The organism is Erythrobacter sp. THAF29, assembly GCF_009363635.1.
Classification (GTDB): Bacteria; Pseudomonadota; Alphaproteobacteria; order Sphingomonadales; family Sphingomonadaceae; genus Erythrobacter.
The window spans coordinates 2624662-2637116 of sequence record NZ_CP045392.1; the positions used below are offsets into that span (position 1 = coordinate 2624662).

At 60.8% G+C, this 12455-nt stretch carries 13 protein-coding genes; 8 read left to right on the top strand and 5 right to left on the bottom strand.

Translation table 11 applies throughout. From position 1 onward, the window contains the following. The first annotated feature begins 277 nt into the window (after positions 1-277). From typA to FIU90_RS12820, 8 genes are all read left to right on the top strand, one after another. Positions 278-2113, top strand: a complete 1836-nt coding sequence (typA, locus tag FIU90_RS12790) for a translational GTPase TypA (RefSeq protein WP_152435124.1) — start codon at positions 278-280, stop codon at positions 2111-2113. Positions 2114-2163: 50 nt separating this feature from the next. Then, positions 2164-2313, top strand: a complete 150-nt coding sequence (locus FIU90_RS15570) for a hypothetical protein (protein ID WP_172970259.1) — start codon at positions 2164-2166, stop codon at positions 2311-2313. A gap of 10 nt (positions 2314-2323) precedes the next feature. Then, on the top strand, positions 2324-3574 hold the full coding sequence (locus tag FIU90_RS12795; RefSeq protein WP_152435125.1) for a putative 2OG-Fe(II) oxygenase: 1251 nt from the start codon (positions 2324-2326) through the stop codon (positions 3572-3574). Between the two features lie 58 nt (positions 3575-3632). Then, positions 3633-5135, top strand: coding sequence for a sodium/proline symporter PutP (putP, locus tag FIU90_RS12800; RefSeq protein WP_152435126.1), 1503 nt, complete (start codon positions 3633-3635; stop codon positions 5133-5135). 96 nt (positions 5136-5231) lie between these two features. Then, entirely contained in the window at positions 5232-5633 is a 402-nt protein-coding gene (locus tag FIU90_RS12805; RefSeq protein WP_152435127.1) for a thioredoxin family protein, read from the top strand. A 19-nt stretch (positions 5634-5652) separates the two neighbouring features. Beyond that, complete coding sequence (locus FIU90_RS12810) at positions 5653-6363, top strand: cytochrome c biogenesis CcdA family protein (protein ID WP_255478513.1); 711 nt, start codon at positions 5653-5655, stop codon at positions 6361-6363. A 55-nt stretch (positions 6364-6418) separates the two neighbouring features. Then, positions 6419-6802, top strand: coding sequence for a VOC family protein (locus FIU90_RS12815; RefSeq protein WP_152435129.1), 384 nt, complete (start codon positions 6419-6421; stop codon positions 6800-6802). Between the two features lie 51 nt (positions 6803-6853). Next, the gene (locus FIU90_RS12820; protein ID WP_152435130.1) at positions 6854-7588 is read left to right on the top strand and encodes an extensin family protein; all 735 of its coding nucleotides are present in this window, start codon (positions 6854-6856) and stop codon (positions 7586-7588) included. Between the two features lie 100 nt (positions 7589-7688). Here the strand turns inward: FIU90_RS12820 and FIU90_RS12825 are convergent, their stop codons facing one another. From FIU90_RS12825 to FIU90_RS12845, 5 genes are all read right to left on the bottom strand, one after another. Then, on the bottom strand, positions 7689-8309 hold the full coding sequence (locus FIU90_RS12825) for a response regulator transcription factor (protein WP_152435131.1): 621 nt from the start codon (positions 8307-8309) through the stop codon (positions 7689-7691). A gap of 178 nt (positions 8310-8487) precedes the next feature. Further along, positions 8488-9234, bottom strand: coding sequence for a proteasome-type protease (locus FIU90_RS12830; RefSeq protein ID WP_152435132.1), 747 nt, complete (start codon positions 9232-9234; stop codon positions 8488-8490). Continuing rightward, positions 9235-10056 carry a transglutaminase family protein gene (locus FIU90_RS12835; protein WP_152435133.1) on the bottom strand — a complete coding sequence of 274 codons (822 nt, stop codon included), beginning with the start codon at positions 10054-10056 and terminating at the stop codon, positions 9235-9237. It abuts the gene before it with no gap. Continuing rightward, entirely contained in the window at positions 10053-10997 is a 945-nt protein-coding gene (locus tag FIU90_RS12840) for an alpha-E domain-containing protein (protein WP_152435134.1), read from the bottom strand. Before FIU90_RS12840 ends, FIU90_RS12835 begins: the two co-directional genes overlap by 4 nt. Continuing rightward, on the bottom strand, positions 10997-12436 hold the full coding sequence (locus tag FIU90_RS12845) for a circularly permuted type 2 ATP-grasp protein (RefSeq protein WP_152435135.1): 1440 nt from the start codon (positions 12434-12436) through the stop codon (positions 10997-10999). The genes FIU90_RS12840 and FIU90_RS12845 overlap by 1 nt, the downstream gene beginning before the upstream one ends. Between the last annotated feature and the right edge of the window lie 19 nt (positions 12437-12455).

Here is a 12455-nt window from a genome sequence, read left to right on the forward strand (position 1 = left end):
GCCGTAGCGGCGCGCGTCTCCAGACGCGTTCTAGCCCCGGGCCGATTGGCAAAACTGATAGGCTACGCATACGTAAGCGACAAGCGACAAACGGCGGAAATCCGCGGGTGAATCCACGCATGTTGCATGACTGACACACCCATTGATCCGAGCGGAAACCGATCAATTTCGGCGAGGATACAACAGTGCGTCGGCCCACATCAGCACTTGTTGCATTGCAGCAAGACCGCTAGGGGGCCTCGCAAAGCGAAAACCCCTTTCAAAATCGAGACCCCTTATGTCCCGCGACCTGCGTAACATCGCAATCATCGCCCACGTCGATCATGGAAAAACCACGCTCGTCGACCAGCTCTTCCGCCAGTCGGGCACTTTCCGCGAAAACCAGCGCGTCGAAGAGCGCGCGATGGACAGCGGCGACCTGGAAAAAGAGCGCGGAATCACGATCCTTGCCAAGTGCACGAGCGTCGAATGGGAACATGACGGCGAAACAACCCGCATCAACATCGTCGACACACCCGGCCACGCCGATTTCGGAGCGGAGGTGGAGCGTATCCTCTCGATGGTGGACGGCGTCATCCTGCTGGTCGACAGTGCGGAAGGCGCGATGCCTCAAACGAAGTTCGTGACCGGAAAAGCGCTGGCACTCGGCCTCAAGCCGATTGTCGTCGTCAACAAGATCGACCGTCCCGATGGCCGCCCGCAGGAAGTGCTCGACGAGGTGTTCGACCTCTTCGCATCGCTCGATGCCACCGACGAGCAGCTCGACTTCCCCTCGCTCTTCGCGAGCGGCCGCGACGGCTATGCAAGCGAAGACGAGAATGCGCGCGAAGGCACGCTCGAACCGCTGTTCAAGCTCATCACCGAGCATGTGCCCGCACCGGGCCTTGAAGTGGATGCCCCATTCAGCTTCCTTGCGACGCTGCTCGACCGCGACAACTTCATGGGCCGTGTGCTCACGGGCCGCGTCCAGTCAGGCACGCTCAAGGTCAATGATCCGATCCATGCCATCGACCGCGACGGCAATGTTGTCGAGACCGGCCGTGCGACCAAGCTGCTCTCATTCCGCGGACTAGAGCGTGTACCGGTCGAGAGCGCGCAGGCTGGCGACATCATCGCGCTTGCAGGGCTCGAAAAGGCGACCGTCGCCAACACCATCGCCGATCCGAGCGTGACCGAGCCGATCGAAGCCCAGCCGATCGACCCGCCCACGCTCGCCATGCGCTTTGCCGTCAACGACAGCCCTCTCGCGGGCCGAGAGGGCGACAAGGTGACGAGCCGCATGATCCGCGACCGCCTGCTGCGCGAGGCGGAAACCAATGTCGCGATCCGTATCACCGAAAGCGACGACAAGGACAGTTTCGAGGTCGCTGGCCGCGGTGAACTGCAGCTCGGCGTCCTTATCGAGACGATGCGCCGCGAGGGCTTCGAGCTCGGCATCTCGCGCCCGCGCGTGCTGCTGCGCGAAGAGGACGGGCAGAAACTCGAACCCTATGAAACTGTCGTCATCGACGTGGATGACGAGCATTCGGGCACGGTCGTCGAAAAGATGCAGCGCCGCAAGGCCGACCTCACCGAGATGAAACCGTCGGGACAGGGCAAGACGCGCATCACCTTCTCCGCCCCTTCGCGCGGCCTGATCGGCTATCACGGCGAGTTTCTCTCCGACACGAGGGGCACCGGTATCATGAACCGGCTGTTCGAGAAGTATGGCCCCTACAAAGGCCCGATCGAAGGACGCATCAACGGCGTGCTCATCTCGAACTCCGATGGCGAAAGCGTCGCTTATGCTCTCAACGCACTGGAAGAGCGCGGCGAGTTGTTCATCGCCCCTCAGATGAAGGTCTACGAAGGCATGATCATCGGCGAGAATGCCAAGCCCGATGATCTGGAGGTGAACCCGCTCAAATCGAAGCAGCTCACCAACATCCGCTCTTCGGGTAAGGACGATGCGATCCGCCTCACCCCGCCGCGCCGGATGAGCCTCGAGCAGGCGATTGCTTACATCGATGATGACGAAATGGTCGAGGTGACACCGCAATCGATCCGCCTTCGCAAGACGCTCCTGTGCCCTCACGAGCGCAAGAAAGCGAAGCGCAAGAAGGATGCGGCTTGAGTTTGTCCGCCTGCTGCGTATCCTGAATCCAGAACGCAGAGGAGGTTCGAATGGCTGAAGGAAAAGCTCGCGCATTGCACGAGAGCCGCAAGATCTGGACCAGACCCGAACTTGAAGAGCTGAAGCAGTCGTTGACCGACGTTGAATTGAACCTCGGTCCGGGGACGGATGGTGGTACCGAAGCCTCGATGATGAGCTGAAGTCGTCAGCATGGCTCGCACCGGAGCCGAGCCTTTTGAGCTGGCCAATCGACGAGCGCGCTCGATGCGTCCGGCGCTTCCCGAGCCGATTGACGTAACCATCGCCCAGCAACTGAAAATGCTGGAAAGCGCGCCTGCCCCTGCTCAAAACCTGCAATGGCGGCGCGTGCAGCTGCTCTCTGCTCTCGATCGCTTCGACGAGGCGCTGACAATATGCGAAATGCTCGATCCCGGTACGGATGCCGGACGCAAATTGCTCCACGCACAGCTTCTTCAGGCTCCTACCCGATCGCGCGATCCCGACCGCTCCGAAGCCATGATGCGCGATCTCCTCACCATCCCTCTTGAGGATCGCACGAAAACGAACGTCTTACTTTCGCTCTCGCAATCGATCGAAAGACGCGGGAACCTTGAAAACGCACGAGCGATGGTGCTCGATGCGCTCGATCTCGACGCACAAAACACCACCGCCCTCCGCCGCTACGCGGTTCTCGAGGCGGCTCTGGGCCAGCTAGACGATCTTCTTCACTTCAGCGAAAGGCGGATCGCGGCTGGAAACGCCTCCTCGCTCGTGATCGCCGCCTGTTCTGCGGCGCTCGCCGGTCTGCAAAGGGTCGATGAAGCGCAAGAAGTTCGCCGTTTCGAAGAGCTGTTCTGGTGCGGCACCCTCCCCTGCCCATCGGGTTCGGATGATCTCGTATCATTCAACCGGGACCTCGCCGCAGAACTGCGAACCCACCCGGCGCTACGTTTCGAAAACAGCCGCCGTGCGAGCAAGGGCTCTTGGCGCATCGACGAATTGTTCACCGCCCGGAGTGAGCATGTCCGAATACTTCTCGAAACAATCTGCACTTGCGCCCAGAACTATATCGAAAGTGTGGTCGACTCCCCCACCCGCAAACCCGGCGGTCTGTTCGATGAATTACGCCCCGGCGCCTGCAAGATCGCTTCATGGGCGATCCTCACGCGGGAAGACGGTTACGAAGACTGGCACATGCACGGGCGCGGCTGGATCAGCGGCGTTTACTATGTCGCGGTTCCGGACGGATTGCCGGGAGGCAGTGACAAGGCCGGCGCCATCGATTTCGGCTGGTGGGAAGAGGTGCTAGGCGATGGCGCGAGCGAGCGTCTTGGCTACCAACGCGTTCACCCCGAGCCGGGTATGCTCTTGCTTTTCCCGTCCTACATCCACCACCGCACGTGGCCGCACAGATCCGATGAGGAGCGTATCTGCGTGGCATTCGACATCATGCCTTCGTAGTCCGCGAAACCGGCGCCTGTGGCCAAGCGTGCGTCCGTTTGTTACCCACGCGCGCAACATGAATACCGCCACTTTAGCAAGCCTCGCCGCCTACTTCGTCCTGATGATCGCCATCGGGCTCTATGCATGGCGCAAATCGACTTTTGACAGCGAAGGATATCTTCTGGCCGGGCGCAACCTGCCGCCATCGGTAGCGGCGCTTTCGGCAGGTGCAAGCGACATGTCGGGCTGGCTACTGCTCGGTCTTCCCGGTGCGCTCTACGCCGCAGGCCTGGTGGAGGCGTGGATCGGGATCGGACTGTTCGCGGGCGCCGTGGTCAACTGGATCGTCGTTGCGCCGCGCCTCCGCGAACAAACAGAAAGCAACGGCAATGCGCTCACCATCCCGCAATTCCTCGCCAATCGCTTTCCCGACAAGGCGGTGACACTGCGGGTCGTCTCGGCGATCGTGATCGTGATGTTCTTCACTGTCTACACCGCCGCCGGGCTGGTCGGTGGAGGCAAGCTGTTCGAGACCGCGTTTGCCGGATTGGCGCCGGGCCTCGGCATAAGCGACTACATGCTCGGCATCCTCATCACCGCCGGCATCGTGCTCGCCTACACGATGGTGGGAGGCTTTCTCGCCGTCAGCCTCACGGATTTCGTGCAGGGCATCATCATGATGCTGGCGCTTGTCATAATTCCGATCGTCGCGATCTGGGGTTCCAAGGAGGTCGGCGCGCTGGGCAGCGCCGAGGTGGTTACGGAGATCCTCTCCAGCCAGGCAGGGCCAACCTTTCTCGGCCTTTTCGGCGGACTCACCGCGCTCGGCTTCATCAGCGCGGTCACATGGGGCCTCGGCTATTTCGGCCAACCGCACATCATCGTGCGGTTCATGGCGATCAAGAGCGTCGAGAAGGTCGCGCGTGCTCGCGCCTACGGCCTGTCATGGATGGCCATCGCCCTGATCGGTGCCATCGCGGTGGGCATCGTGGGCCGCGCCTATGCCGAGGCGAACGCACTGAACATCGAGGATCCGGAAACGATCTTTATTGTACTCTCAGAAGTGCTTTTCCACCCGCTCGTCACCGGCTTCCTGTTCGCCGCCCTGCTCGCCGCGATCATGAGCACGATTTCATCGCAGCTGCTGGTAAGCTCGAGCTCGCTGACCGAGGATTTCTACCGCCTCTTCCTGCGCAAGCAGGCGAGCGAGCGCGAGGCTGTGGATGTTGGACGAATCTGCGTCGCTCTGGTCGCCATCGCCGCAATTGTCATCGCGAGCAATCCCGACAGCCAGGTGCTCGGCCTCGTCGCCAATGCCTGGGCGGGCTTCGGCGCGGCGTTCGGTCCGCTCATTATCCTTTCGCTGACGTGGCGCGGGATGACCGGCGCCGGTGCGGTCGCAGGTCTGGTGACGGGAGCGGTAGTGGTGGCCCTGTGGATCGCGCTTGGCCTCAATTCCGATTTCGTCGACGGACAGGGCCTCTACGAGATCGTACCCGGATTCATCGCTGCTTGGATCGCCATCGTAGTGGTGAGCAAAGCGACCCAGGGCAGCGCTGCGGTCGCGCCGACAGAATAGCCGCCTCGCACCTGTAACCGCAGCCAGAGCCAGACCGAACATCTCTCCAGACCCATCGGCAATTTGCCGATCTCGCCCCCTGTTCTGGAGCTTTGAATGACACGCTTGTTCTTTATCGTCGCTGCAATCGGCGCTCTCGTCATAGGCACAATGCAGTTGTCCGCGCGGGCCGACACCTCCGGCTGGCAGGTCTATGACGAAGCCGAATTCATGATGGCGCAGAAGAAGGGCAAGACCATCGTGGTCGATGTCTACGCCAACTGGTGCCCGACTTGCCGCGCACAGGCCCCTATCCTCGATGAGCTTCGCAGCGAAAGGCAGAGCAGCGACGTGCTCTTCGTGAAGGTCGATTTCGATCAGGAAAAGGATTTCCTGCGCGCCCACCGCATCCCCCGTCAGTCGACTGTTCTGGTATTCAATGGGGAGACCGAAGTCGCGCGCTCCATCGCGGAGACCAACCGCAACCGCCTGCGGGGTGTAGTCCTCGGAGCGCTCTAGGCTCAGGCCATGCTCGCAAGTGCCCCCCCTAGCCTTCGTCGCGGGTCTCGTGATGATCCTAAATCCCTGCGTGCTGCCGCTGGTGCCGATCCTCGTCGCATCGGCGCTGGGCAAGAGCCGGGCCGGGCCGATTGCGCTCGCAGGCGGTCTTGTGACGAGTTTCACGCTGTTCGGATTCACCGTCATTGCATTCGGATACTCGCTCGGCATCAACGAACAGGCCGTGAGTCTTCTTGCCGGGGCTCTGCTGGCGATTTCCGGAATCGTGCTGCTCATCCCGCGAACTCAGGCCGCGCTGGTCGCCGTTGCTGCGCCAATGGCGAATTTCGGTAACCGCCGGCTCGAGAAGCTGAGCGGAAACGGGGCGGGTGGACAGTATGCTGTGGGGCTGTTGCTGGGAGTCGTATGGGCCCCCTGCGTCGGCCCGACGCTGGGCGTCGCCATTGCTGCTGCGAGCCGGGGCGAAGACCTTCTCGGCAGCTTCCTCATATTCCTGATCTTCGGACTCGGCGTTGCGACGAGCGCGCTCGCCTTCGCCTACAGTTCGCGCAAAGCGATTGGGGAAAGGCGCAGAACGATGCAAGCGATCGCTGCATACGGCAAGCCGCTGTTCGCCATAGCGCTTCTTGTGGTTGGCGCAATGGTGATCACCGGTCTCGACAAAGCGATCGAGATTGCTCTTCTCGATGCGCTTCCGCCCGAAGTGATCACCTTCACCACAGGTTTTTGACGTCCTTTTCAGCATGCGCGACTTCGGGCATGCTGCGGGCAAGGGAGGACATGACATGAGCGATACACCTCGAGTGACAGGCCTTGGCGGCATTTTCTACGTCGCCGCCGATCCAGAAGCGACGCGTGAATGGTACCGTGACAAGCTGGGCGTCGACGGAGAGTACGGGCCGCAATTCGCCTGGGCGGATGAGCCCAAGAAAAACCCGTACTCGCTGATCAGCCACTTCAAGGATGATGCGTATATCAAGCCAGGCAAGGGCGGCTTCATGATCAACCTGCGCGTAAACGACCTCGACGGGTTTTGCGCGGACTTGAAGAAGAAAGGCGTGAAAGTGCTCGACACTGCGGATGAGGGTTATGGCAAGTTCGCCTGGATACTCGATCCCAACGGTGTGAAAATCGAGCTGTGGGAACAGGTCGCCGAAGAATTGCCCTAGGCCGTCGCTCTTAGCCCTTCGTTAACCATATTTGCGCGATAGTGCCGGGCCATGGAAAAGCTCGGCAGATCAAAGCTGTTTATGGCGCTGGCCCTTGCCGTGTCGCTCGGTGGCTGCGGGAGCCTGATCCCGTCGGCATCCGGTAACGCATCACCTTCGCCCGATCGCAGCGCAGTGTCCCCTGCCAAGCCCGGCTCGGCGCCTCGCCGTGTTGCGTCCGCGCCCATGGCGATCGTCCCCAACCCAAGGGACGCCGCCTGCATCTCCGATCTTTCGAACACAGGCGCGCAGTTCTCCGCCCTGCCCGACAGTTACACCGGAGAAGGATGCAGCACGCTCGGCACGGTCCAGCTTTCCGCGCTCAACGGTGACGCATCGCAATTCGGGGTCAGCAATATCGGACCCGTCCAGTGCAGGACGGCTAAGGTCTTCAGCGCCTGGGCACGCTTCGGCGTAGACCGCGCGGCGCGCCAGCTGCTTGGCAGCCCGCTGGCGAGGATCGAGACGATGGGCAGCTATTCGTGCCGCAACATTGCCGGATCAAACCGCCGTTCTGCTCATGCCACGGCAGGGGCGATCGACGTTTCCGGATTTGTCCTTGCCGATGGTCGCCGCATCAGTCTCAAGCAAGACTGGGATGGCGGCACACATGCAGAGCGCGAGTTCTTGCGGGTTGTTCACAAGAGCGCCTGCAAGCGCTTCGGTACTGTGCTTGGCCCCGATTACAACCGGGCGCACGAAGACCATTTCCATCTCGAGGGCACCGGACCGCGTTTCTGTCGCTAGACCGCGACCGGCGATCCTTACAACTCGCGCAAAAAATGCCCCGACACCGAGGGGGCAGGTGCCGGGGCGATCAGAAGCGCTCGAACGTTATCCGAAGGACTCAGGCGCGTATGCGTGGTTCGAGTTTCGCTTCCAGTTTGAGCCGCACTGCTTCTGCGGCATGTCGCGCGCCAAGTTTGTTCATCATGTTGGCGCGGTGGATTTCGACGGTGCGCGGGCTGATATCGAGCTCGCGAGCGATAACCTTGTTGCTGCTTCCCTCGGCGAGCCATTCGAGAACTTCGCGTTCGCGCCCAGAAAGGCTCTCGATCCGATCGCGAGCCTCGATCATGCGGCGGCGGGCATCGCCGAAGACCTCTGCTTCTTTCTCGATCCGGGCGAGACAACGCCCGAAACGATCGGGATCGATTGGCAGCGATAGATAATCGAGCGCTCCTGCCTTGATCGCCTCGACAATCCGACCCGGACGCGGATCGGCTTCGAATGCTATCACCGGCAGCCAGATGCCAAGCCTGCTCAGGCGTTCGAGAACGATCGCGATGCCGCCATCTTCGGCGGTATCGCGGGCGACGATGATGCCTTCGCGAGGGGGATGGACCGAAAGCTCGGAAAGGTCGCCATAGACTTCGGAATGGTGGCCGAGTGCAAAGCCGATCCTTGCCAACTCGGCTCGGTTCCGGCTCGACTGGTCAATGAAATGGAGGGTAGCCTTGCGTGTCATGCTTAAGGGAAAAGCCTGAATCGCGCAGGAATTCACGCCATACTGCCCCCAATCCGGAGCAATAAATCGTTAGGAAACGGGCAAATCCGCAGGAACCCTCGAAAAACTACACTCCATTTTGAAGCTTATTTTTCGCTAACCTGACGCAGAAACGCGGTTAAGCGATGAAATGGCGCAGTTATTCCGAGTTTTCGATCCGGTAATCGGGCAGCGTGTGGAACGCTTCTTTCAGTTTTGCCCCCCAAGTCGACGATATGGCATGGAAATAGGGATCGTCATGCGTCACCCGCCGCTCGTGCATCGGCGCAAACCCATCCTTTTCTATAACCAGCAGATCGAGCGGCATTCCGACGGACAGGTTCGCCTTGAGCGTCGAATCAAAGGATACCATCAGCAGCTTGACCGCGTCTTCGAAGCTCATGTGGCGATCATAGGCGCGAATGATGATTGGACGACCGTACTTCGTTTCCCCGATCTGGAAGAATGGCGTGTCCCAGCTCGCCTCGATAAAGTTTCCTTCCGGGTAGATCATGAACAATCGAGGCTCCATGCCGGCGATCTGCCCGGCAACGATCATGGATGCGGTGAAGCGGCCCTTCCCCCGGTCGCCGTTAGCCTTCTGGCGTTCCTCGATCGTCGAGCGAAGCAGCTTGCCGATTTCGGTGACGACGCTGAACATCGTGGGCCCGTTCAGCAAAGTTGTCTCGCGCTTGTCCGGGCTGCGATTGCGCTCCTCGAGCATGCTGATGACGGCCTGCGTGGTCGCAAGATTGCCCGCAGTCATGATCGCGATGATGCGCTCGCCTGGCACATGCCAGTGGAACATCTTGCGAAACACTGAAACGTTATCGACCCCCGAATTAGTCCGGGTGTCGCTCATCATTACGAGCCCCTTGTCGAGGATCATGCCTACGCAATAGGTCATCTATTGTTGGTCCATCTGTTGCTGCTCGACCGCGATGTCGACGTGAAGCTTTTCCTCGCTCGTACCGAAGCTGATCCCGGTAACAGGCGCTGCATCGCGGTAATCGCGCCCGGTTGCAACCCGGACATAGCGCGGATCGGGGCTGATGCCGTTGGAAATGTCGAAGCCAACCCAGCCGATCCCGTCAACGTGTGCCTCTGCCCAGGCATGGCTTGCCTCCTGCTCGATCCGGTCGTCGAGCATCAGATATCCGCTCACATAGCGGGCCGGAATATCGGCCTCGCGCGCGGCACCGATGAAGATGTGCGCATGGTCCTGGCACACGCCCTGCCCTGCCGCGACCGCTTCCTCGGCGGTGGTATGGACATGGGTTGCGCCGACTTCGTAACGGACATTTTCCGCGATCATACGCGAAAGCGCATGGAGATAAGCCAGCTTGTCCGCTGCCGGAGACATGCCAAGCTTGCGCATGAGCGCCTTCATCTTTGCCCCGGGCCTGGTCAGCCGGGTTTGCGAGAGAAAGCTCCAGAGCGGCATATATCCCGAATGGCGGCCGATGATCCCGGCCTTGTCCTGCGTCTCGACGATCCCTTCACAGGTGACCGTCACCTCGCTCGCCCCCTGATCGACCGCAATAAGGGTCACCGTGTTATGGTGCTCGTCCTCGTATTCAAGCTCGGGATGAGCGTTCTCGTAGCTCATGTCCCAGTGCACGATGCTCTGCCCCTGAGTTTCCTTGGGTGTCAGGCGAAGCCGCTGGAGGGCGTGCACAACCGGCTCTCTGAAAACATAGCGCGTGCGATGGCGGATCGACAGTCTCATGCGAGAAACCTGTAATCTTCGGCGATCGCGTCGCCGATGGCGACATTGCGAGCCATGAAATCGAGGAGGAATTCGTGCAAGCCCTGCTCGAATATCTCGTCCACTGTGAGGTCGGAGATATGCATGTCGGCCTCGCGCATCAGTTCGTTCGATGTGCCTTCCGCACCGTGCAACCGGGCGAGCGCGGCCAGTTGTTCGCGCAAGGCGCCCCGGCAGAAAGCGAGGCTGCGGGGGAAACGGTCGTCCAGCACAAGAAATTCAACGATCCCGCGCGCATCGATCTGCCCCGCATTGAGCCAAGTATAGGCGCGAGAGCCCGCGACCGAGCGGAGCACCTGGTCCCACTGTCCGGTATCGAGGTGCGATCCGACATAGGATAGCGAGGGCAGCAGCAGGAAGTATTTCATGTCGAGAATGCGCGCAGTGCTGTCCGCGCGTTCGATGAAGGTGCCCGCGCGCGCGAAGTGATAGGCCTCGTTGCGCAGCATGGAGCCGTCCAGCGCACCGTGAACCCGCATGCCGGCGCGCCGGATTGTCTGCACTACATCGCCGACCCCATTCTGACCGATCGGGCGCGCCAGCATCTTGTCGAGCGCCATCCAGCTTTCGTTGACCGCTTCCCAAACATCGCTCGATATATTGGTCCGCGCCATTCGAGCGTTGGTTCGGACCGCACCGAACATTTCGCGCACGTTGCCGGGATTGGCCTTGTCGCGCAGCATGAAATTCCAGGCCGAGTTGCCGTCATAGCCATCGTGCTCGGCTTCGTAAGCGGCCTGATTGCCGCTCGTCGCTATGACCGAGCGCCACTCTTCCTCTGCCGTCACCAGGTCGCGGGTGAGCGCCATGCGCAGGCCCGCTTCGAGGAGGCGCGCAGTGTTCTCCGCCCGCTCGAGATAGCGGAACATCCAGAACAATCCGTTGGCCGTACGTCCGAGCATCAGTCTTTAAGCACCCATGTGTCTTTCGTTCCGCCGCCCTGGGAAGAGTTGACCACGAGCGATCCCTTCTTGAGTGCGACACGGGTAAGACCGCCTGGCGTGATGTCGATCCCGGTGGGGGAAACGAGCACAAACGGCCGCAGATCGACATGGCGCGGCGCTAAACCCTTTTTGGTGAAAATCGGGCACGTAGAAAGCGATAACGTCGGCTGGGCGATGTAGTTCTGCGGGTTCGCCTTCAGCTTCTTGCGAAACTTGGAGATCTCGCGCCGCGACGCTGTCGGGCCGATCAGCATGCCGTACCCGCCCGAACCGTGAACTTCCTTCACGACGAGGTCGGAGAGATTGTCGAGCACATATTCGAGGCTGTCGGGATCGGCGCAGCGCCATGTCTGGACATTGGGCAGCAATGGCTTCTCGCCGGTGTAGAATTCGACGATCTCAGGCATGAAGGAATAGATAGCCTTGTCATCGCAGATCCCGGTGCCGGGCGCGTTGGCGATGGTAATCCCGCCTGCGCGGTAGACGTCCATGATCCCCGGCACGCCGAGCATGCTTTCGGGGTTAAAGGTCAGCGGATCGAGGAAATCATCGTCCACCCGGCGATAGAGCACATCGATCGGGGTGTATCCGCGCGTGCAGCGCATCTGCACCCGTCCGTCGATCACCCGCAGATCGCCGCCCTCGACCAGTTCCGCGCCCATCTGGTCGGCGAGAAAAGCGTGTTCGAAATAGGCCGAATTGTAGATTCCGGGCGTCAGCACCGCGACGGTCGGTTTGGCTCCTCCCGACCCTTCGAAGGCCGGCGGCGCGCATGCAGCGAGACTGCGCGCAAGGCGACGTGGATAGTCGGATACCGGCTCGACATGCACCTGGCTGAAAAGATCGGGGAACATCGCCATCATCGTCTCCCGATTCTCCAGCATATAAGAGACGCCGGAAGGCGTGCGGGCGTTATCCTCCAGCACGTAGAATTCGTCCGGCCCGGTTCGCACGAGGTCAATACCGACAATATGGGTGTAAATCCCGCCCGGCGGACTAAAGCCAACCATATTGGGCAGCCACGCATCGTTGTTGCAGAACAGGCGCTCGGGCACGCGCCCCGCCCGCGCGATTTCCTGCCGATGATACATGTCGTGAAGGAAGGAATTCAGCGCCCGCACCCGTTGCTCGATGCCGCGCGTGAGCTTACGCCATTCACTTGCGGTGATGATGCGCGGGACCATGTCGAACGGGATCAGCCGTTCTTCGGCCTCATCCTCTCCATACACGTTGAAGGTGATGCCGGTGCGCCTGAAGCTTTCATCGCAATCTGCCGCTTTTCGTTTGAGAGCATCCGTTTCCTGCTCTTCGAACCAGCGGCAATAGTCGGAATAGGCCGGTCGGACGGCGCCATCCGCATCATGCATTTCGTCGAAATTGTCGGAAGACCCGAACATCGATCCCCTATCCAGATTG